The organism is Hamadaea tsunoensis DSM 44101, from assembly GCF_000428945.1.
Classification (GTDB): Bacteria; Actinomycetota; Actinomycetes; order Mycobacteriales; family Micromonosporaceae; genus Hamadaea; species Hamadaea tsunoensis.
Map to the genome: position 1 here is coordinate 23,005 of NZ_AUAX01000018.1, position 23,084 is coordinate 46,088.

General features: G+C 75.6%; 8 protein-coding genes. 7 read left to right on the forward strand and 1 reads right to left on the reverse strand.

Annotated elements, in window-relative coordinates:
* Positions 1-10 precede the first annotated feature (10 nt).
* Positions 11-256: an acyl carrier protein gene (locus G401_RS0124405; RefSeq protein ID WP_027344550.1), complete on the reverse strand. Its 246-nt coding sequence runs from the start codon at positions 254-256 to the stop codon at positions 11-13.
* Between the two features lie 71 nt (positions 257-327).
* Here G401_RS0124405 and G401_RS48070 point away from each other — a divergent pair, with 71 nt between their 5' ends.
* The 7 genes from G401_RS48070 to G401_RS48075 all read left to right on the forward strand — a co-directional run bounded on the left by G401_RS48070 (position 328) and on the right by G401_RS48075 (position 23,071).
* The gene (locus tag G401_RS48070; RefSeq protein WP_034592962.1) at positions 328-1,830 is read left to right on the forward strand and encodes an AMP-binding protein; all 1,503 of its coding nucleotides are present in this window, start codon (positions 328-330) and stop codon (positions 1,828-1,830) included.
* A gap of 90 nt (positions 1,831-1,920) precedes the next feature.
* A complete protein-coding gene (locus G401_RS0124415) occupies positions 1,921-3,372 on the forward strand; it encodes an AMP-binding protein (protein WP_027344551.1) in 1,452 nt (483 codons plus the stop codon).
* Positions 3,369-4,601 (forward strand): type III PLP-dependent enzyme domain-containing protein, encoded by a 1,233-nt coding sequence (locus tag G401_RS0124420; RefSeq protein WP_027344552.1) that lies wholly within the window; start codon positions 3,369-3,371, stop codon positions 4,599-4,601. Before G401_RS0124415 ends, G401_RS0124420 begins: the two co-directional genes overlap by 4 nt.
* A complete protein-coding gene (locus G401_RS0124425; protein WP_211240831.1) occupies positions 4,598-5,104 on the forward strand; it encodes a cobalamin B12-binding domain-containing protein in 507 nt (168 codons plus the stop codon). Before G401_RS0124420 ends, G401_RS0124425 begins: the two co-directional genes overlap by 4 nt.
* Positions 5,101-6,369 carry a methylaspartate mutase gene (locus G401_RS0124430; RefSeq protein ID WP_027344554.1) on the forward strand — a complete coding sequence of 423 codons (1,269 nt, stop codon included), beginning with the start codon at positions 5,101-5,103 and terminating at the stop codon, positions 6,367-6,369. Before G401_RS0124425 ends, G401_RS0124430 begins: the two co-directional genes overlap by 4 nt.
* On the forward strand, positions 6,366-7,547 hold the full coding sequence (locus tag G401_RS0124435; protein ID WP_027344555.1) for a cytochrome P450: 1,182 nt from the start codon (positions 6,366-6,368) through the stop codon (positions 7,545-7,547). Before G401_RS0124430 ends, G401_RS0124435 begins: the two co-directional genes overlap by 4 nt.
* A 5-nt stretch (positions 7,548-7,552) precedes the next feature.
* Positions 7,553-23,071 (forward strand): type I polyketide synthase, encoded by a 15,519-nt coding sequence (locus G401_RS48075; protein ID WP_211240832.1) that lies wholly within the window; start codon positions 7,553-7,555, stop codon positions 23,069-23,071.
* Positions 23,072-23,084: the final 13 nt, after the last annotated feature.

The following is a 23,084-nucleotide window of genomic DNA, read 5'->3' on the forward strand; positions in this document are numbered from 1 at the left end:
GGCCGGGCGGTCAGGCGCCGGCGCGGGTGGCGGTGAGCGTCTTCCACAGCACCGCGGGCGTCTGGAAATTGTCCAGCGAGAGCGCGTCGTCGGTGAACCGCACCGCGTACGCGTTCTCCAGGCTGGCGAGCAGTTCGACGGTCGCCATCGAGTCGAGCCCGTAGTCGCGCAGCTCGGTCTGCTCCTCCAGCGGCTCGTCGGCGCCCAGGTAGGGCAGGAAACGGCGCAGCTGCTCCTCGAATTCTGAGTCCCACATGGCCGGCACGTTACCGGCGGTGGGCGTACCCGGTAGACCCCTATTTCGCCGCCGACGGAAGGTCGCGCACCATGGCTACGTTGCACTCCCGGTTCCTGCGCGGGCTGGCCCTCGCCCCCGACGCCGCCGCCGTGCGGTCCGGCCCGGACGAGATCACCTACGCCGAGGCGCACGCCACCGCCCTGCTGTGGGCCGGCGCCCTCGCCCGGACGAAGGCCACGGCGGTCGGCGTACTGGCGGGCAAGAGCGTGGACGCCTACGTCGGCACGCTCGCCGCGCTCTACAGTGGAGCGACTGTGGTCCCGCTGCGGCCGGACTTCCCGGCCGGGCGTACCGCGGCGATGATCGAGGCGGCCGGCGTCGGGGCGATCGTCGCGGACGGCAAGGGCCTGGCCGCGCTGCCGCCCCTGCCCGGGATGCCCGTCCTCGCCCCCGGCCGCACGATCGCCGGACACGTCACCGCCCTGTACGCCGACCCCGCCGAAGCCCTGTCCGAACCCGCGTACGCCGAGCCGGACAGCCCGGCGTACGTGCTGTTCACCTCGGGCTCGACCGGGCGGCCGAAGGGGGTCGTGCTCACCCATCGCGGCTACGACCACTACTTCGGGCTGCTCGACGAGCGCTACGACTTCGGGCCCGGCGACGTCTTCTCCCAGACCTTCGACCTCAACTTCGACTGCGCGCTGTTCGACATGTTCGCCGCCTGGGGCTCCGGCGCCACCGTCGTGCCGGTGCCGCTGGCCGCGTACCGGGACCTGCCGGGGTTCGCCGCGTCGACCGGGATGTCGGTCTGGTTCTCCACCCCCAGCGCGGTCGAGCTGGTACGCCGCCTCGGCGGTCTGGCTCCCGGCTCGCTGCCCGGCCTGCGGTGGAGCTTCTTCGCCGGCGAGGCGTTCACGTGCCGCGACGCCGAGGACTGGCAGCGGGCCGCCGCGAACTCCACTGTGGAGAACCTGTACGGGCCGACCGAGGCGACGACGACCGTGGCCGCGTACCGGTGCACGGCGCAGACGCGGGAGCACGCGGTGAACGGGGTCGTGCCGATCGGCGACGTCCACGCCGGCCACGACTGGCTGCTGCGCGACGAGGACGCCGCCGGCGAGGGGGAGCTGTGCATCGCCGGGCCGCAGCTGTGCGCCGGCTACCTCGACCCCGCCGACGAGGAGGGCCGGTTCCTCAGCCACGGCGGGCAGCGGTTCTACCGGACCGGCGACCGGGTCCGGCGTACCCCGGCCGGGCTGGCCTACCTGGGCCGCCTCGACTTCCAGGTGCAGGTGCAGGGCGTCCGCGTCGAGCTGTCCGAAGTGGAGCATGCCATGCGCGCGTGCGGCGTACACGACGCGGTCGTGGTGGGGGTGCCGGACGGGCCCAGCACGGCCCTGTACGCGTTCTACACCGGCGACCCGCGTACCCCCGTCGAGCTGCTGCGCGGGCTGCGGCCGCTGCTGCCCGACGCCGTGATCCCGAAGCACTTCCGGCACCTCGCAGAGTTCCCCGTCAATGCCAATCGCAAGATCGACCGGGGCGCTCTCGGCGTACTCGCGCTGGAGGAGCCGCAGCACGGCGGGGCGTGAGAATAGGGGCCGCCCGGGCCGCGAGTAGGGGTGTGGCCGTGGCCGTGGCCGCCGGTAGCTTCCTGGTGAATCACCTCGGAGGAGCATCCTATGTGGGCCTCGACCGTTCATTCCCTGCTCGACGATTCGGCCGCGACCGCGCCGGACGCCCCGGCGGTACGCGACGCGCGCGGCGCGTGGACCTACGGCGAGACGGCGCGCTACAGCCACGCGGTGGCCGCCTGGCTGCAGGCGAAGGGCATCGGCCGCGGCGACCGGGTGGTCGTGCAGTGGCCGACCAGCCGCGAGCTGGTCGCGATGTTCCTGGGGGTCGCGCGCATCGGCGCGGTCTTCGTGCCGCTCAACATCGGGATGAGGGACTTCCACCGCAAGGCGGTGCTGGCCGCCACCGAGCCGGCGCTGTTCCTGCCGGCGGAGGAGGCCGACGCCCGGTGGGCCGAGATCGAGCAGCTGAGCGCGCAGGACGAGCGCGCGGCGCCGGTGGCGGTCGACCTCGACGACATCGCGGTGCTCATCTACACCTCCGGCAGCACCGCGACGCCCAAGGGCGTGATCGGCCCGCACCGCCAGGTCACCTTCGCCACGCGCGCGATCCAGGAGGTCCTCGGCTACCGGCCCGACGACGTGGTGTTCTGCCGCTTCCCGATGTCCTGGGACTACGGCCTCTACAAGGTCCTGCTGTGCTTCCTCGCGGGCAGCGAGATCGTCCTCGCCGACGCCGAGTCCGACCTCACGCTGCTGTCGCGCATCCGCGCGGTCGGCGCCACGATCGTCCCGATCGTGCCGTCGCTGGCCACGATGATCCTCACGCTGACCGAGCGCGAGACACCGCCGGAGCACAACCTCGTGCGCATGTTCACCAACACCGGCGCCGCGCTGCCCCCGGCCACCATCGCCCGGCTGAAGAGCGCCTTCCCGGGCGCCGAGGTGGTGCGGCAGTTCGGCCAGACCGAGTGCAAGCGCATCTCGATCATCCCGCCGGGCCAGGACGACCGCGGCCCGGACACGGTCGGCCGCCCGCTGCCGGGCACCGCGGTGCTCATCCTCGACCCGGACGGTACGCCGCTGGCGACCGGCGAGCTCGGCGAGATCGTCGTGACGGGACCGCACGTCATGCCCGGCTACTGGCGCGATCCCGAGCTGACGGCGCGCACGTTCCGGCCCGACCCCGGCGGCGGGCTGCGCCTGCACACCGGCGACCACGGCTGGCTCGACGACGAGGGCTGGCTGCACTTCCACGGCCGGGTCGACGACATGTTCAAGCGCAAGGGCGTACGCATGAGCACGCTGGAGATCGAGGCCGCCGCCATGGACATCGACGGCGTACGCGCCGCCGCCGCCCTGCCGCCCGGCGAGAACCGGGACCTGGCGATCTGCGTCGAGGCCGACCTGCAACCGCAGGTGGTCCTGCGCGAACTGGCCCGCCGGCTCGAACCGGCCAAGGTGCCGGCCATCTGCTACGTGCTGGAGAAGCTGCCGCTCACCGGGCACGGCAAGAACGCCACCCGGGACCTGATCAGCGCGCTCGGACTGCCGTCGTGAGCGCCACCGCCGAGCACGCCGAGCTGGCCGAGCGGTTCGGGACGCCGCTGTACGTCTACGACCTCGACCGCGTACGCGCGGCGCGCCGCAGCCTGTTCGGCGACCTGCCCGACGGCTTCCACCTGTACTACGCGCTGAAGGCCAACCCGCATCCGGCGATCGCCCGGGCGCTGCGGGAAGGCGCGGGACCGGCCTGCCGGGCCGAGATCAGCTCGCCCGGTGAACTGGCTGCCGCCCTCGAAGCCGGGTACGCCGGGGGCGACTGCCTCTACACCGGACCCGGCAAGACGGACGCCGAGATCGCCCTGGCCCTGTCGCACGGCGTCCGGCGGTTCTCGGTCGAGTCGATCGGCGACCTGCGGCGGATCGGCGGCCACGCGCGGGCGGCCGGGGTCGTGGCGGACTGCCTGCTGCGGGTCAACGCGCTCGCGTCCGGGGCGGCGACCGGCCTGCGGATGATGGGCAAGCCCTCCCAGTTCGGGATCGACGCCGAGACCCTGCCGGGGCTCGCCGCCGAACTGTCGTCCGTGGACGGTACGCGGATCGCCGGCGCGCACTTCTTCACGATGAGCAACGCCGCCTCCGAGGACGCCCTGCTGGCCGAGTACGACCAGGCCGCGCAGTCCGCGGTACGCCTGGCGGAGCTCGGGTTCGCCCTGGACTACGTCGACCTCGGCGGCGGTTTCGGCGCACCGTACGCGACGCCGGGGGAGCGCTCGGCGTACCCGGGCCTGCGCGACGGGCTGGCGTCCGTCCTCGACGACCGGCTGCCCGGCTGGCGTACCGGGTCGCCGGAACTGGCCTGCGAATCCGGGCGCTCCCTCGTCGCCGGGGCGGGCAGCCTGCTGTGCCGCGTCGTCAACGTGAAGACCAGCCGGGACAACACCTTCGTCGTCCTCGACGGCGGCATCAACGTCCTCGGCGGGCTGTCGGGCATCGGCCGGCTGCTGCCCGCCGCGGTGCAGCTCGACGACGCGGCCCCGACCGAGACCGCCCACCTCGCCGGTCCACTGTGCACACCGGGCGACCTGCTCGGCCGCGCGGTACGCGTACCGAAGCTGACTGCGGGCGACCTCGTGACGATCCCCAACACCGGCGCGTACGGGCCGACCGCCAGCCTGGTGCACTTCCTGAGCCGCCCGGCCCCGGCCGAGGTCGTCCTCGACGGCGGCGAGGTGGTCTCGGCCACCCGCCTGGAGAGCCGCCGGACCCCGGTGGCCCTCGCATGACCTCCCCGGACGTGCGCCGCCCGCCCGGCCCGGCGCAGGCAGGCGGCATGACGCCCGCGGGCGGGCTCCCGCGGCCGGCGGTCCTCGTCAGCAGCATGGCGTCGGACTCGCACACGTGGAACCTCATCTTCCTGCAGCTGCTGCTGGAGGAGCTCGGCTGCGCGGTGACCAACCTCGGGCCGTGCGTGCCGGACGAGATGATCGAGGCCGAGTGCCTCGCCCGCGACCCGGCCATGCTCGTGCTCAGCAGCGTCAACGGGCACGGCTACCAGGACGGCCTGCGCGTCGCCGCGCGGCTGCGCGCCCGCCCCGAACTCGCCGGCCTGCCGATGGTCATCGGCGGCAAGCTCGGCGTCTCGGCCGCACTGTCGCCCGCGCAGCTGGAGGCGCTGTTCGCGGCCGGTTTCGACGCCGTGCACGACGACCGCTCCGCCGACCCCGACGGGCCGCTGGCGTTCCGGCGGTTCGTGGCCGCCCGCGTCACGAGTGCGGGACGGCCATGAACCTCGGCGCGTACGTGCGGCGGCAGCCGGGCCTCGTCGTGCAGCCCCGGATGGGCCTGGCCGACCCGCGCGCGATGCGGGCGGGCCTGCGCGCCACCCGCGACGCCGCCGCGATCACCGCCGGAACGATCACCTTGGACAGCTACACCCGCGTCGGCGACCTGGCCGCCATCGAGTACGCGATGCGCGAAGGCATCGCGCTCAACGGGTACCCGATCGTGAGCCACAGCCCCGAGGTGACCCGCGCGGTCGTGGACGGCATCGGCGGCGACGACTTCCCCGTGCAGGTCCGCCACGGCTCCGCCCGCCCCCAGGCCATCTTCCGCGCGGTGAACGCCGCCGGGCTGCGGGCCACCGAGGGCGGGCCGATCTCCTACTGCCTGCCGTACGGGCGTACGCCGCTGGCCGAGTCGGTCGCCAACTGGGCCGAGTGCTGCGCGATCCTGCTCGACGGCGGCCCCGGCGCGCACCTGGAGACCTTCGGCGGCTGCCTGCTCGGCCAGCTGTGCCCGCCGAGCCAGCTGGTGGCCGTCAGCGTCCTGGAGGCGCTGTACTTCCACCGGCACGGCCTGCGCTCGATCTCGCTGAGCTACGCCCAGCAGACCAACGCCGACCAGGACGTCGAGGCCGTGTACGCGCTGCGCCGGCTGACCGCCCAGCTGCTGCCCGACGCCGACACCCACACGGTGATCTACACCTACATGGGGCTGGCTCCGCGTACCGCCGGGGGTGTGGAGGCGCTGCTGACCCGCGCGGTCGAGATCGCCGCCGGCACCGGCGCCGAGCGGCTCATCGTCAAGACGGCCGCCGAGGCCCACCGCATCCCGACCGTCGCGGAGAACATCGCCGCCCTGGAACACGCCGCCGCCCAGGCCGCCGCCCGGTACGGCACGGTCGCCGACGACCCCGGCGAGGGCCAGATCTACCAGGAGGCGTACGCGATGATCGACGCCGTCCTCAACGCCGACGCCGACCTGGGCCGGGCGATCGTCACGGCGTTCCGGCGCGGCCTGCTCGACGTGCCCTACTGCCTGCACCCCGACAACGCCGGGCGCAGCCGCAGCTACCTCGACGCCGACGGGCGGCTGCGCTGGGCCGAGCTGGGCTCGCTGCCGATCCGGGCGGTCGCCGAGCGTACGCGGGCCCAGGCCGTGTCGTCGGCGGAGTTCCTCGAATCCCTCTCCTACGTGCAGCGCAGCTTCGACGCGCCGGCCCTGGGCCGGTCCACCCCCGCCGCTCTCGCCCTTCCCGAGGTGAACCGATGATCCGCGACTATCCCTTCGAAGGCTACGAGACCGAGATCTCCCCGCTGTACGCGAAGCTGCGCGCCGAGGAGCCGATGAGCCGGGTGCAGATGCCGTTCGGCGAACCGGCGTGGCTCGCGGTGCGCCACGACGACGTCAAGCTGGTGATGACCGACCCGCGGTTCAGCCGGGCCGTGGCGCAGGGGCTCGACCAGCCGCGTACCCGCCGCCAGAACGAGGGCGACGGCATCATGGGCATGGACCCGCCGGACCACAGCCGCCTGCGCCGCCTGGTGGGCAAGGCGTTCACCGCCCGCCGCGTCGAGCAGATGCGCGCGGACGTGCGCGCCCGGGTCAACCGGCTGATCGACGGGATGCTCGACAAGGGCGCCCCGGCCGACCTGGCCGAGGAGTTCGCCCGGCCGCTGCCCGTCTCGGTCATCTGCGACCTGCTCGGCGTGCCGTTCGCCGACCACCACATCTTCCGGGTGTGGACCGAGGGGCTCGTCGGCGACGCCACCACCAAGGACGACGTCCTCATCGAGATCGGCGAGGCGCTCGGGGAGTACATGTCGAAGCTGGTGGCCGACCGCCGCGAGGAGCCGACCGACGACCTGCTGGGCGCCCTCGTGTACGCCCGCGACAACGGCGACAAGCTGACCGAGGACGAGCTGATCTCGATCGCCGGGCCGGGCATGCTGACCGCCGGCGTGGAGACCGTCTCCTCGGGACTGCCGAGCTTCGTGTACACCCTGCTGACCTATCCGGATCAGCTGAAGCTGCTGCGCGAGCGGCCGGAGCTGATGCCGAGCGCCGTCGAGGAGCTGCTGCGCTACGTGCCGATCAACACCGCCGCCATGTTCCCCCGGTACGCCCTCGAGGACGTGCGCTTCCGTGACGTCGTGGTACGCGCCGGCGAGCCCGTCCTGCCCGCGCTCGCGGCCGCCAACCGGGACCCGGAGGTGTTCGCCGACCCCGAGCGGCTGGACATCACGCGCAAGGACAACCCGCACATGACCTTCGGGCACGGGCCGCACTTCTGCGTCGGCGCGCAGCTGGCCCGGCTGGAGCTGCAGGAGGCGCTGACCGCCCTGTTCGACCGGATGCCGGCGCTGCACCTCGCCGAGGGCGTCGAGGGCGTGAAGTGGAAGTTCGGCGTGATCGTCCGCGGCCCGGCGCGCCTGCCCGTGGCCTGGTGACGACCGTGACGAAGGTGGAGGAGCCCATGGACGCCCCGCTCGTACGCCGGCTGGCGGAGCTCGACCCGGCCCGCCGCGACGCTCACCTGACCGGGCTGGTCCTCGACGTGACCCGGGACGTCCTGGCGATCGTCCACCCCGGCGGGTCCCCGGCCGCCGTCGACGCCGGTCTCCCGTTCCGGGAGCTGGGTTTCGACTCGCTGGCCGCCGTGGAGTTCGCGGAGCGCCTGGCCGCCGCGACCGGGCTCGCCGTCCCCGTCACCGTCACGTTCGACCACCCGACCCCGGCGGCGATCGTGGCCGTCGTGCGTACGCTGGCCGGGTTCGACGAGGCCGTGGTCACCGGGCCGGCCGCCGACCGGGTCGACCCGGACGAGCCCATCGCGATCATCGGCATCGGCTGCCGCTATCCCGGCGGGGTCGCCTCGCCCGAACAGCTGTGGGACCTCGTCGCCGCCGGACGCCACGTGCTCACGCCGTTCCCCGAGGACCGCGGCTGGGACCTCGAAGCGCTCTACGACCCCGACCCCGACAAGCCCGGCACGAGCTATGTGCGTACCGGTGGGTTCCTGCCGGACGCGGCCCGGTTCGACGCGGACTTCTTCGGCATCGCCCCGCGCGAGGCGTCCGCCATGGACCCGCAGCAGCGCGTCGTCCTGGAGACCGCCTGGGAGGCCGTCGAGCGCGCCGGCATCGACCCGGACAGCCTGCGCGGCTCGGTGACCGGCGTCTTCGTCGGCGCCGAGGCCCAGGAGTACGGCCCCCGCCTGCACGAGGCCCCCGACGGCCTCGACGGCTACCTGCTCACCGGCAACGCCCCGAGCGTCATCGCCGGGCGCGTCGCGTACTCGCTGGGGCTGGAGGGGCCCGCGCTCACCGTCGACACCGCCTGCTCCGGCTCGCTCGTCGCGGTGCACCTCGCCGTCCAGGCGCTGCGCCGCGGCCAGTGCGGCCTCGCCCTCGCCGGCGGCGTCGCCATCCTCGCCGCCCCGGGCACGTTCACCGCCTTCAGCCGCCAGCGCGGCCTCGCCGCCGACGGCCTGTGCAAGGCGTTCGCCGCGGCGGCCGACGGCACCGCCTTCGGCGAGGGCGCCGGGCTCTTCGTGCTCGAACGGCTCAGCGACGCCGTCCGCAACGGGCACACCGTCGTGGCCGTGATCCGGGGCACCGCCGTCAACTCCGACGGCGCCTCCAACGGGCTCACCGCGCCCAGCGGCGTCGCGCAGGAGCGCGTCATCCGCGCCGCGCTCGCCGACGCCGGGCTGCGACCGCAGGACGTCGGCGCGGTCGAGGCGCACGGCACCGGCACCCGCCTCGGCGACCCGATCGAGGCGCGGGCGCTGCTGTCGGCGTACGGGCGCGATCGCGGTGAACCGCTGTGGCTCGGCTCGGTCAAGTCGAACATCGGCCACACCCAGGCCGCCGCCGGCGCCGCCGGGCTCATCAAGATGGCCATGGCGATGCGCCACGAGACCCTGCCGCGCACCGTCCACGTCGACGCGCCCACGCCGCACGTCGACTGGAGCGCCGGCTCGGTCGAACTGCTCACCGAGTCCCGCGCCTGGCCGCGCGGCGGGCAACCGCGCCGGGCCGGGGTCTCCTCCTTCGGCGTCAGCGGCACCAACGCCCACGTCATCATCGAAGAACCGCCCGTTCCCGTCCCGGCCGCGGTGTCCGATGCGGACGGTCCCGCGCTGCTCGTGCTCTCCGCCAAGGGAGAGCAGGCGCTGCGGGCCCAGGCCCGCCGGCTGCTCGCCCGCCTCGACGAGCCCGTCCGCCTCGCCGACCTCGGCCACTCGCTCGCCACCACCCGCGCCGCCCACGGCCACCGCGCCGCCGTCGTGGCCGCCGGCCTCGATGCCGCCCGCGCCGGCCTCGCCGCCGTCGCCGAGGGCTCCGCCGCGATCGCGGACACCGCCGGGCCCGGCACACTCGCCATGATCTTCACCGGGCAGGGTGCCCAGCGCCTCGGCATGGGACGCTCGCTCGCCCTCGCGTACCCCGTGTTCGCGGCCGCCTTCGACGAGGCCGCGAGCCACCTCGACCTCCAGCTCGACCGGCCGCTGCGCGACGTCCTCGCCGGCTCCGACGCCGACCTGCTGGCGCAGACGGCGTACACGCAGTGCGCGCTGTTCGCCGTCGAGGTCGCCCTCGCCCGGCTCCTCGAATCCTGGGGAGTACGCCCGGCGGTCGTGCTCGGCCACTCCATCGGCGAACTGGCCGCGGCGCACATCGCCGGGCTCTGGGACCTCGCGGACGCCTGCACGGTGGTGGCCGCCCGCGGCCGTCTCATGCAGGCGCTGCCCACCGGTGGCGCGATGGTGTCCATCCCGGCCGCCGAGGACGAGGTGCGCGCCCGGCTCACCGACGGCGCGGGCATCGCCGCCGTCAACGGTCCCACCGCGACGGTCGTCTCCGGCGAGCAGGCCGCGGTCGACGCCGTCGCCGCGCACTTCACCGGCGCGCAGCGGCTGCGCGTCTCGCATGCCTTCCACTCGGCGCTGATGGAGCCGATGCTCGCCGAGTACCGGCAGATCCTGCAGTTCGTCGAGTACGCCGAGCCCACCGTCCCGCTCGTGTCCACCGTCACCGGCCGCGTCGCCGATCCGGCCGAACTGCGTACGCCCGACTACTGGGTCCGGCAGGTACGCGAACCGGTGCGCTTCGCCGACGCCGTGGCGGAACTGGGCGGCTTCGGTGTGCGTACCGTCGTGGAGGCGGGACCGCACCCCGTGCTGTCGGCGCTGGCCCGGGCGGGCGTGAGCAGCGAAGACGTGACATTCGTGCCCCTGATGCGCGACGGGTCGGACGAGGCGGAGACGGTGCTGGCCGCGCTCGGCCGCCTGTACGCGCGCGGCGGCCGGGTCGACTGGCCGGCCCACTTCGCCGGAGCGGCCCGCGTCGACCTGCCCACGTACGCCTTCCAGCGCGACCACTTCTGGGCGCCGCCACCGGTTCCGGCGGACGCCGCGGGGCTGGGCCTGGCCGGCGCCGGCCATCCGCTGCTCGGCGCGCAGGTCGACCTGGAGGGCGGCCCGACCGTCCTGACGGGACGGATCTCGGCGGCGACCCAGCCGTGGCTGGCCGACCACACGATCGCCGGGCGTACGCTGCTGCCCGCGACCGCGTTCGTCGAGCTGGCCCTGCACGCGGGCGAACGGGTCGGCTGCGTCTCGGTGGGCGAGCTGACCCTGCACGCCCCGCTCGTGCTGCCGCCCGGCGGCGTGGCCCTGCAACTCGTCGTCGGTACGCCGGACGAGGCGGGCGACCGGCCGATCGAGTTCGCCTCGCGCTCCGACGGCGACATCACGACGTGGACCCGGCACGCCTCCGGTCGCCTGTCCCCGGCCGCGGCGCCCACATTCGCGCTCTCGTCCGCATGGCCACCGCCGGGTGCCGAGCCGATCGCGCTGGACGGCTTCTACGAGAACCTGGCGGAGCAGGGCTACGGCTACGGCCCGGCGTTCCAGGGCCTGCGTGCCGCCTGGCGCCTCGGCACCGACGTGTACGCGGAGATCGCCGCCCCGGCGGCCCGGCCGGGCGGGTTCGGGCTGCACCCGGCGCTGCTGGACGCGGTGCTGCAGGCGACCGACTTCGCGTCCGGGGCCACCGCCGACGGCGCCGTGCACCTGCCCTTCGCCTGGAACGGCATCACCCGGTACGCCCACGGCGCCTCGGCGCTGCGGGCCCGGATCACGCCGGGCGCGGCCGGAGACGTGAGCCTGGTCCTCGCGGACGCCGCCGGGGAACCGGTCGCGACCGTCGCCTCGTTCCGTACGCGTCCCGTGGCCGCCGGCCTGCTGGAGTCCCCTGTGGACGCCCCGCTGTACCGGGTGGAGTGGGTGCCGCCGCCCGCGACGGAGTCCGTGGAATCCGCCGGCGATCTGCGGCTGACCTTCGCCGCGCCCGTACCGTCCGAGGCGGGCGGCCTCCCGGCCGCCGTCCATGAGGCGGCCGACCGCTGCCGCGCGGCGATCCAGGAGTGGCTGAGCACCGACCGCGCGGACGCCGACCGCCTCGTCGTGACGGTGCCCGTGGGCCTCGCCGCCGCAGCCGTCCGCGGCCTCGTCCGCTCGGCCGCCGCCGAGCACCCCGGCCGCATCCTCATGGTCGAACGGGCCGACACCACACGGGCCGACACCACACGGGCCGACACCACACGGGCCGACACCGAGGGGGCCGACACTGAGCAGGCCGACGCCGAGCGGGCCGACACCACGCAGGGCGCCGATCCCGCTGACGAAGGTCTGCAAGCCGTCGTGGCGGCGGCGTTCGCGGCGGGGGAGACGGAGATCCGCCTCACCGGCGCGGGCGCGCTCGTCCCCCGCCTCGCCCGGTTCCGCCCCGCGGCCGACCCGGCACCGGCCGGATTCAGCTGGCCGACGACCGGGACCGTCGTCGTCACCGGCGGGACCGGCGGCCTCGGCGCCCTCGTCGCCCGCCACCTCGTGGCCGCACACGGCGTACGGAAGCTGCTGCTGATCAGCCGCCGGGGTCCCGGCGCGCCCGGTGCCGACACCCTGATCGCCGACCTCACGGCGGCCGGCGCCCGGGTGAAGGCGGTCGCCGCCGACGTCGCCGACCGCGCCGCCCTGGCCGCTGCCCTCAAGAAGGTCGACGTGACGGCGGTCGTGCACGCCGCCGGGGTCGTCGACGACGCCACGGTCGCCGTGATGACCGCGGAGCAGCTGCGGGCCACACTCAGATCCAAGGTGGACGGTGCCTGGCATCTGCACGAGCTGACCGCCGGCCGCGAGCTGACCGCGTTCGTCCTGTTCTCCTCGGCCGCCGGGCACTTCGACGGCGCTGGGCAGGCGGGCTACGCGGCGGCCAACACCTTCCTCGACGCGCTCGCCGCCCACCGCACGGCCGAGGGGAAACCGGCGACGGCGCCGGCCTGGGGGCTGTGGGACGGCGCCGACGGGATGGGCGCCGCCCTGCGCGACGCCGACCGGGCCCGCCTGCTGCGGCAGGGCGTACCGCCGCTGAGCGTCGAGGAGAACCTGGCCGCGCTGGACCTGGCCGTCGCCTCGGGAGAACCGGCCCTCGTCCCGGTACGCCTCGACCTGCCCGCGGTGAAGGCACGGCCGGACGGCGTACCCCCGATGTTGCGTGGACTGGCACCGACGGCGGCCCGGAAGCAGGCCGCGCAGAACGACCTGCTCGATCTGGTACGCCGGCACGTGGCGACGGTGCTCGGCCACAGCGGGCCGGCGGCGGTCGCGCCGAAGCGGGCCCTGAGCGAGCTGGGGTTCGACTCGCTGGCGGCGATCGAGCTGCGCAACGCGCTGGACGCCGCGACCGGCCTGCGCCTGCCCGCGACGCTGGTGTTCGACTACCCGACGCCGCGCGCGATCGCCGACCACCTGCGCGAGCGGCTCGACGGCGCGCGCCGCCAGACCGCGGTCCAGGCGGCGGTGGCCAGCGGCGAGCCGATCGCGATCGTCGGCATGAGCTGCCGCTACCCCGGCGACGTGGAGTCGCCCGAGGACCTGTGGCGGCTGCTGGCCGGCGAGGTCGACGCGATCGGCCCGTTCCCCGCCGACCGGGGCTGGGACGTCGGCGCCATCTACGATCCCGAGCCCGGCCGCTCGGGCAAGACCTACGTACGCGACGGCGGCTTCCTGTCCGGCGCGGCCCTGTTCGACCCCGAGTTCTTCGAGATCGGACCGCGCGAGGCGCAGGCGATGGACCCGCAGCAGCGGCTGCTGCTGGAGATCTCGTGGGAGGCGCTGGAGCGCGCCCGGATCGACCCGTCGCGCCTGCGCGGCTCGGCGACCGGGGTGTTCGCCGGGGTCATGTACCACGACTGGGCGACGCGGCTGGGCACGGTGCCCGAGGACGTCGCCGGCTACATCGGCAACGGCAGCCTCGCGAGCGTCGTCTCCGGCCGGGTGGCGTACGCGCTGGGGTTGGAGGGGCCGACGGTCACCGTGGACACCGCGTGCTCATCGTCGCTGGTCACGCTGCACCTCGCCGTCCAGGCACTGCGGCGCGGGGAGTGCGGTCTCGCCCTCGCGGGCGGCGTCACCGTCATGTCCACACCGGACACGTTCATCGACTTCAGCCGCCAGCGCGGCCTGTCCGCCGACGGGCGCAGCCGCTCGTTCGCCGACGCCGCCGACGGGACCGGCTGGGGCGAGGGCGCCGGCATGCTCGTCCTGGAGCGGCTGTCGGACGCCCAGCGCCTCGGCCACCCGGTCCTCGCGCTCGTGCGCGGCTCGGCGGTCAACCACGACGGCGCCAGCAACGGCCTCACCGCCCCCAACGGCCTGTCCCAGCAGCGCGTGATCCGCCAGGCGCTCGCCGACGCCGGACTGCGTACGTCCGATGTGGACGCGGTTGAAGGCCACGGGACGGCCACCGTCCTCGGCGACCCCATCGAGGCGCAGGCCCTGCTGGCCACCTACGGCCAGGACCGCGCCGCGCCGCTGCGGCTCGGCTCGATCAAGTCCAACATCGGCCACACCCAGGCCGCCGCGGGCGTCGCGGGCGTCATGAAGATGGTCCTCGCGCTCGGCCACGAGGTCCTGCCGCGTACCCTGCACGTCGACGCGCCGTCCGGGCACGTCGACTGGAGCACCGGCTCGGTCGAGCTGCTCACCGAGGCCCGCGCGTGGACGCGCAACGGCCGCCCGCGCCGGGCCGCCGTCTCGTCGTTCGGCATCAGCGGCACCAACGCCCACGTCATCATCGAGGAACCCCCGGCCGCCGTCGTGGCCACTGTGGAGGGACCGGCCGCGCCGTGGCCCTTCCTCCTTTCCGGGAGTACGCCGAAAGCAGTGCGCGCGCAAGCCGAGCGCCTGCGGCAGGTGGTCGCCGACGGCGGCACCGATCCGGGCGTGCTGGCGCACGCGCTCGCCACGTCGCGGGCCGCCCTCGCCCACCGCGCGGGTGTGGTCGCCGCCGACGCCGCTGCGCTGCTGCGGTCCCTGGACTCCGTCGCCGACGGCGGCACGCCGGTCACGGCCGCGGCCGAGGGGCGGGTCGCCTTCCTGTTCACCGGGCAGGGCGCGCAGCGTACGGGGATGGGCAAGGGGCTCTACTCGCGTTTCGGGGTGTTCGCCGCGGCCTTCGACGAAGCGTGTGCGGCCCTCGACGTCGCGCGCGGCGTACCGGGTCTGCGGGAGCTGGTCTTCGACGGCGCCGAGGGTGCCCTCGACCGCACCGATCTCGCCCAGGCCGCCCTGTTCGCGTTCGAGGTGGCCGTGTTCCGCCTCCTGGAATCGTGGGGCGTACGCCCGGACCGGCTCGCCGGGCACTCGGTGGGCGAGATCGCCGCCGCGCACGCCGCCGGGGTCCTCACCCTCGCCGGGGCGGCCACCCTCGTCGCCGCCCGCGGCCGCCTGATGTGCGAGCTGCCGGACCGGCCCGGGGCCATGGTCGCGCTCGCGATGTCCGAAGAGGACGTCCGGGAACTGCTGGCGGGCAAGGAGGACGGCGTCGGGATCGCCGCCGTCAACGGCCCGGCCGCGGTGGTCGTCTCCGGCGACGAGGCCGCCGTGCTCGCGATCGCCGAGACGGCCCGGCAGCGGGGCGTCCTGTCGCACCGGCTGCCGGTCAGCCACGCGTTCCACTCGCCGCTGATGGAGCCGATGCTGGCGGAGTTCGCCGCCGTCGCCGAGAGCCTGGCCTACGCCGAGCCCGCCGTTGCCGTGGTCGCGGCGGGCGACGTGACGAGCCCCGCCTACTGGGTGCGGCACGTCCGCGACACCGTCCGGTACGCCGACACGGTGCACACCCTCCTCGCGCAGGAGGTCACCACCTTCGTCGAGGTGGGTCCCGACGGGATCCTCTCCGCGCTCGGCCGCTCGGTCGCCGGCGAACAGTACGCGTTCGTCCCGCTCGTCCGCCGCGACCGGGACGAGGTCACCACGGCGCTGACTGCTCTCGTCGCGGTGCACGACCGCGGTGCCGGGGTCGACTGGCCGGCCCTGCTCGGCGCCGGACCGGCCCGCGCCGACCTGCCCACCTACGCCTTCCAGCGCCGCCGCTTCTGGCTCGACGCGACGCCGTCCGGTGACGTGACCCGCTTCGGCCAGCGGGCCGTGCACCACCCGATGCTGGGGGCCGCGCTGAGCACGCCCGGCACCGGCGCGGCGGCGGGGGAGTCGATCGTCCTCACCGGACGGCTGTCCGCCCGGGCGCAGCCGTGGCTCGGCGACCACGTGGTGCGGGGCGCGATCCTGGTGCCGGGCACCGCGTACGCGGAACTGGCGCTGGTCGCCGCCGCGGAGTCCGGGTGCGCCGCGGTGGCCGACCTGACCATCGAGCGGCCGCTCGTGATGGCGCCCGAGGGCGGCGCCGCGATCCAGGTCGTCGTCGGCGCTCCGGCGGGCGGCGGGCGTACCGTCGCCGTGTACGCGCGGCCGGAGAACTCCGAGTCGCCCTGGCAGCGGCACGCCTCCGGCACGCTGACCGCCGACGATCCCGGCACGCCGGCCCCGGTCCCGGGCGCCTGGCCGCCACCGGGCGCGGTACCGCTGGACCTGGACGACGCGTACGGGCGGCTGGCCGACCGCGGCTACGGCTACGGTCCGGCGTTCCAGGGACTGCTGGCCGCGTGGCGCCTGGGCGACGAGGTGTACGCCGACGTCGAGCTGCCCGAGGACACCGCGCGGGGGGCCGGGGCGTACCGGCTGCATCCCGCGCTCTTCGACACGGCCATGCACGCGGACCTCCTCGACGACGGCGACGGGCCGACGCTGCTGCCGTTCGCGTGGTCCGGCGTACGCGTCCACGCCGTCGGGGCGTCGGCGCTGCGCGTACGGATCACGAAGATCAACGGCGCCGAAGAGTCCGCGATGGAGTTCACCGACGGCGACGGGCTTCCGGTGGCCACGGTGGACCGCCTCGTCTCCCGGGCCGCTGTGGAACTGCCCCCGGCCGACGACGGCGACCTGCTGATCGTCGAGTGGCAGCCGCGTACGCTCACCGCCGCCGAGCGCCTGCCCGACGGCTGGGCGGTCGTCGGCCTGGGCGAGCCGGTTCCGGCGGCCGACGTCGTCGTGGTGGACTGCGGCGCGTACCGGCCGGACGGCGACCTGCCCGGGCGGGCCCGGGAGGTCGCGCGCGAGCTGCTGTCCACGGTGCAGGCCGCGTTGCCGGGCGCCGCGCGGGTGGTGTGCGTCCGGCGTACCGGCGAGCTGGCCCACGCCGCGGTCGCGGGTCTGATCCGCGGCGTGCAGGGCGAGCACCCCGGCCGCTTCACGCTCGTCGAAGCCGACGGCGACGCCCTCGCGTGGCTGCCGGCGATCGTGGCCGCGGGCGAACCCGAGGCGGCGGTACGCCCGGACGGCGTCTTCGTGCCCCGCCTCGTCCGCACGGCGGCCGACGGCACGGCCCCGGACTGGGGCGACGGAACCGTCCTCGTGACCGGCGGCACCGGCGGGCTGGGCGGGGAGTTCGCCCGGCACCTCGCCGCCCGTCACGGCGTACGCCGGCTCCTGCTCGCCGGACGGCGCGGTCCGGCCGCCCCCGGGGTCGCCGAACTGGTGGCCGAACTGGAGGCGCTCGGCGCGGCGGTCACCGTGGCCGCGTGCGACATGGCCGACCGCGCGAGTGTCGAGGCGCTGCTGGCCACGGCCGGCCGGGTGACCGGCGTCGTGCACGCCGCGGGCACCGCCGACGCGGCGACGGCCGAAACGCTGACCCCGCACCAGCTCGACACCGTCCTGCGGGCCAAGGTGGACGGTGCCTGGCACCTGCACGAGCTGGCCGGCGACGCCACCGCGTTCGTCCTCGTCTCCTCGGCCGGCGGCCTCGTGCTCGCCGCCGGGCAGGCCAACTACGCCGCCGCCAACACGTTCCTCGACGCGCTCGCCGAGCACCGGGCCGCCGCCGGGCAGCCCGCCGCCGCGCTCGCGTGGGGCCTGTGGGACAAGGACACCGGCCTCGGCGGCGCCCTCACCGACACCGACCTGCGCCGGATGCAGCGCCTCGGCCTGCCCGCCGTCAGCGTCGCCACCGGGCTGCGGCTGTTCGACGCGGCTCTGCGTACGGGGGCGGCGGTCGTCGCGCCGTTGCGCCTGGACCCGGCCGCGCTGCGGCAGCGCACCGACGACCTGCCCGCGCTCCTGCGGGGGTTCGCGCCCGCCGTGCGCCGGGCCGCGCCGGCGGCCGCCCGCGAACTGCCGCTGGCGCAACGCCTCGCGGGGCTGGCCGAACCGGAGCGCGACCGCCTCCTCACCGACCTGGTGGTCCGCCACGCGGCCGCGGTCCTCGGCTACGACGACCCGGCCGCGCTCGACGGCGGGCGCGCCTTCAAGGAGCTCGGCTTCGACTCGCTGGCCGCGATCGAACTGCGCAACCTGCTCGGCACGGCCACCGGGCTGACCCTGCCCGCGACGCTGGTCTTCGACCACCCCACCGCCCGGGCGGTCGGGACGTTCCTCCAGACGAAGCTCATCGGTACGCCCGGCCGGGCCGCCGCCACGACCACGGCGGCCGCGCTGGACGAGCCGATCGCCGTCATCGGGATGGCCTGCCGGTACGCCGGCGGTGTGCAGACGCCCGAACAGCTCTGGCAGCTGCTGGTCGACGGGGTGGACGCGGTGGTCCCGTTCCCGGCCGACCGGGGCTGGGACATCGCGGGCGTCTACGACCCGGTGCCCGGCAAGCGCGGCAAGACGTACGCCCGCGAGGGCGGCTTCGTGCCCGAGGGGATCTGGTTCGACCCGGCCTTCTTCGGCATCGGCCCGTTCGAGGCGCTGGCGATGGACCCGCAGCAGCGGCTGCTGCTCGAATGCGCGTGGGAGGCGATCGAACGGGCGGGCATCGACCCCGCCGCCCTGCGCGGCAGCCTCACCGGCGTGTTCGCGGGCGCCATGTACGACGACTACGGCAGCCGGGCCAAGGACGCGCCCGCCGAGGTCGCCGGCTACCTGGCCAACGGCAGCTCGGGCGCGGTCGTCTCGGGCCGCGTCTCCTACCTGCTCGGCCTCGAAGGCCCGTCGATGACGATCGACACCGCCTGCTCCTCGTCGCTGGTCGCCCTGCACCTGGCGTCCCAGGCGCTGCGCGGCGGCGAGTGCGGGCTGGCCCTCGCGGGCGGCGTCACGATGCTGTCCAACACCGACCTGTTCGTGGACTCCAGCCGCCAGGGCGTCCTGGCGCCGGACGGGCGGTGCAAGTCGTTCTCAGCCGCCGCCGACGGGGTCGGCTGGGCCGAAGGGGCCGGGCTGGTCCTGCTCGAACGCCTCTCCGACGCCCGCCGCAACGGCCACACCGTCCTGGCCGTCCTGCGCGCCAGCGCGGTGAACCAGGACGGCGCCTCCAACGGCCTCACCGCCCCCAACGGCCCGTCCCAGGAGCGGGTCATCCGGGCCGCGCTCGCCGCCGCCGGGCTCCAGCCGTCCGATGTGGACGCGGTGGAGGCGCACGGCTCGGGCACGAAGCTCGGCGACCCCATCGAGGCCCAGGCGCTGCTGGCCACCTACGGCCAGGACCGCGAGCGGCCGCTGTGGCTCGGCTCGGTCAAGTCCAACATCGGCCACGCCCAGGCGGCCGGCGGCGTCGCCGCCCTCATCAAGGTCGTCCTGTCGCTGCGCAACGGGCTGCTGCCCAGGACGCTGCACGTGGACCGGCCCTCCCCGCACGTGGACTGGTCGTCGGGCGCGGTGGAACTGCTGACCTCGCCACGGGAGTGGACGGCGAACGGCCGCCCGCGCCGCGCCGGCATCTCCTCGTTCGGCATCAGCGGGACCAACGCCCACCTCATCGTCGAGGAGGCACCCGCTGCCGCCTCCGCCGCCGCCTCCGCGCCGGGAGCGCAGCCGCCCGTCGTGGCGCTGCCGTTGAGCGCGGCCCACCCGGACGCCCTGCGCGACCAGGCGCGGCGGCTGCACGCGTACCTCGTCTCCGGCGAAGCCGGCCTCGCGGACGTGGCGTACTCGCTGGGGACCACGCGTACCGCGCTGGAACACCGGGCGGTCGTCGTGGCGGCGGACCGGGCGGCGGCCCTCACCGGGCTGGAGCGGCTCGCCGACGCCGCGGTCGCCGACGGCGCCGTGACCGGGCGGGCCCGGCCGGGCGGGCGTACCGCGTTCGTCTTCACCGGCCAGGGATCGCAGCGGCTGGGCATGGGCCGCGCCCTGTACGCCGCCTTCCCCGCCTTCGCCCGAGCGCTGGACGAAGTCCTCGCCCAGCTGCCGGCCGACCTGCGCGACGTCATGTGGCACGGCGACGGTCAGGATCTCGCCCGGACCGGGTACGCCCAGCCGGCCATCTTCGCCGTCGAGGTGGCGCTCTACCGCCTGCTGGAGTCGTGGGGCGTACGCCCGGACGTGGTGGCCGGGCACTCGATCGGCGAACTGGCCGCGGCGCACGTCGCCGGGGTGCTCGACCTCGCCGGGGCCTGCGCGCTGGTGTCTGCCCGCGCGGCCCTCATGCAGGCGCTCCCGCCGGGCGGAGCCATGATGGCTGTACGCGCGACCGAGGCCGAGGTACGCCCGGCCCTGCGCGACGGCGTCGACATCGCGGCGATCAACGGGCCCCGCTCGATCGTGCTCGCCGGTGACGAGGACGCCGTGGCCGAGGTGGCCGCCGGATTCGGCTCCGCCAAGCGGCTGCGCGTCTCGCACGCCTTCCACTCCGGCCGGATGGACCCGATGCTGCCCGAGTTCGCGGTGGTCGCCGAAGGCATCGAGCACCACCCGGCGGTGATCCCGGTGGTCCTCGGCGGCGACCCGAGCCCCGACTACTGGGTACGCCAGGTCCGCCAGGCGGTCCGCTTCACCGACACCGTCGCGGCGCTGCGGGCGCAGGGCGTGACCCGGTTCGTCGAGCTCGGGCCGGACGCCGTGCTGACCGCGCTCGTGGCCGAGTGCCTCAGCGACGCGGCCGACGGCGTTCTCCTGACCCCGGTGCAGCGCAGCGGCCGCGACGAAGCGGTCGCCGTGCTCGACGCCGTCAGCCGCGTGTACGCCCACGGCGGCCCGGTCGACTGGGCCGCGGTCCACCCGGGCGGGCGTACCGTGCCGCTGCCGACGTACGCGTTCCAGCGCCGGCGCTACTGGCTCGACGCCAGCGAGGCCGCCGGGAACGTCGCCGCGGCCGGCCTGACCGCGGCCACGCACCCGCTGCTGGGCGCGGTCGTCGACCTGCCCGACACCGGCGCGGTCGTCCTCACCGGACGGTTGTCCGCCGACAGCGTCGGCTGGCTCGGCGACCACGTCATCCACGGGCGTACCGTGCTGCCGGGCACGGCCTTCGTGGAGCTGGCCGTGCAGGCCGCCGACGAGGTGGGCCTGGACGTGGTGGAGGAGCTGACCCAGCACCGCCCGCTCGTGGTGCCGGCCGGGGAGGCGATGACGGTACGCCTCGTCGCCGGAGCCGAGGAGGACGGCGGCCGCCCGCTGTCGATCTACGCGCGGCCGGCCGGTTCGCGCGGCGCGACCTGGACCCTGCACGCCCAGGGCCGCCTCGGCCGGGCCGCCGCCACGCCGGCCGCCGACCTGACCGCCGACCTGACAGTGTGGCCGCCGCCCGGCGCCGACCCGGTCGACCTCGACGGCGTCTACGAGCACCTGGCGGACCTCGGATTCGGCTACGGGCCCCAGTTCCAGGGGCTGCGCAAGGTCTGGCGGTCGGGCGGGTCCGCGTACGCGGAGGTGGCGCTGGCCGACCCCGCCGACGCCGCCCGCTACGGACTGCACCCGGCCCTCCTCGACGCGGCCCTCGGGACGATGGACTTCCTGGTCGACGGGGGACCGTCGGCGCTGACCGAGGCCACCATCCCGTTCGCGTGGAACGGCGTACGCCTGACCGGCGGGGGTGCGGCGGCGCTGCGCGTCCGCGCCCGGCAGGTCCCCGGCGGCGTCGAGCTGACCCTCGCCGACCCGGGCGGCGCGGCGGTCGGCTCGGTGGACCTGATCGCCGTCCGGCCCGTCGCGGCGGGGCAGCTCGACGGGGTGAGCACCGCACCGGAAGCGTTGCTGCGCATAGGCTGGCGGCCCGGGCCGGTGCTCGCCGCGGCCGAACCGGACCCGTCGGTCGTCGTGCTCGACCGGGCCGCCCCGGCGACCGGTGACGTGCTCGCCGACGCCCGCGCGGCCGCGTACGCCACAGTGGACGGACTGCGGGCCGCCCTGGCCGACAGCGACGCGACCGTGGTCGTGGTGACCCGCCGCGCGGTGCTCACACCGGGCGGACCGGACCTGGCCGCCGCCCCCATCTGGGGCCTCGTACGCGCGGCCCAGGCCGAGCACCCCGGCCGCGTCCTGCTCGTGGACAGCGACGACACCGCGGAGTCCCGGCGGATGCTCGCCGCGGCCGTGGCGACCGGGGAACCGGAGATGGCGTTGCGCGACGGCCGGCTGCTGCTGCCGCGACTGGAGCCGCAGGGCACCGTCGGGGCCGCCGCCGCCTGGAACCCCGACGGGACGGTCCTGATCACCGGCGGTACCGGCCTGCTCGGCGGGCACCTGGCCCGGCACCTCGTGACCGCCCGGGGCGTACGCCGGCTGGTGCTCACGAACCGGCGCGGACCGCAGGCGCCCGGCGTGCCGGAACTGTGCGCGGACCTGGCGGCCCTGGGGGCGGACGTGACCGTGGCCGCGTGGGACGGCGCCGACCGCGACGGGCTCGCCGCCCTGCTGGCCGCGATCCCGGCGGAGCACCCGCTGACGGCCGTCGTGCACGCGGCCGGGCGGATGGACAGCGCGATCCTGACCGCGCTGACCCCCGCCCAGATCGACGCCGTGTACGCGGCCAAGGCCGACCCGGCCTGGCACCTGCACGAGCTGACCCGCGACCACGACCTCGCGGCGTTCGTCCTCTACTCCTCGGCGGGCGGCCTCGTACTGGCCGCCGGGCAGGCCAACTACGCGGCCGCGAACGTCTTCCTCGACGCGCTCGCCGAGCACCGGGCGGCCGCCGGGCTCCCCGCGACGTCGCTCGCCTGGGGCCCGTGGGAGGGGGCGGGCGCGGAGATCGACCGCGACCGGCTCGCCCGCACCGGCGTGGCCGAGCTGTCCGTCGCCGAGGGCCTCGCGCTGTTCGACGCGGCGCTCGGCGGCGGGCCGGTCCTCGTGCCGCTGAAGACCGCGCCCGCCGGGGGCGAACCGCCGGCTCTGCTACGGGCGTTGGGCCGCAAGGCTTCCCGCCCGGTCGCGACCGCGCCGGCGGCGGTGGAGAAGCCGCTGGCCGAGCGGCTGGCGGACCTGGATCCGGTGCACCGCGAGCGACTCCTGCTCGACCTCGTCCGCACGCACGTCGCCGCCGTCCTGGGCTACGACGACGCGAGCGCGGTGGACGCCGAGAAGGCGTTCCTCGACCTCGGCCTGGACTCGCTGGCCGGGCTCGAACTGCGCAACCGGCTCGGCGCGGCCACCGGGCTGCGGCTGCCGGCCACCCTCGTGTTCGACCATCCGTCGCCGCTGCCGCTGGCCCGCCACCTGCTCGGCGAGCTCGTCCCCGAGGAGCCGCCGGCCGAGCCCGAGGACGGCATCGAGGACGCGGTCGCCGGCATGGACCTGGCCGACCTCGTGCGGTCGGTGTACCGCGGTACCGGGGAGAGTGCGTAATGACGGTCACCGC

Coding starts and splice junctions, on each gene's coding strand:
- G401_RS0124405 (WP_027344550.1), bottom strand. CDS start 256: ATGTGGGACTCAGAATTCGAGGAGCAGCTGCGCCGTTTCCTGCCCTAC.
- G401_RS48070 (WP_034592962.1), top strand. CDS start 328: ATGGCTACGTTGCACTCCCGGTTCCTGCGCGGGCTGGCCCTCGCCCCC.
- G401_RS0124415 (WP_027344551.1), top strand. CDS start 1,921: ATGTGGGCCTCGACCGTTCATTCCCTGCTCGACGATTCGGCCGCGACC.
- G401_RS0124425 (WP_211240831.1), top strand. CDS start 4,598: ATGACCTCCCCGGACGTGCGCCGCCCGCCCGGCCCGGCGCAGGCAGGC.
- G401_RS0124430 (WP_027344554.1), top strand. CDS start 5,101: ATGAACCTCGGCGCGTACGTGCGGCGGCAGCCGGGCCTCGTCGTGCAG.
- G401_RS0124435 (WP_027344555.1), top strand. CDS start 6,366: ATGATCCGCGACTATCCCTTCGAAGGCTACGAGACCGAGATCTCCCCG.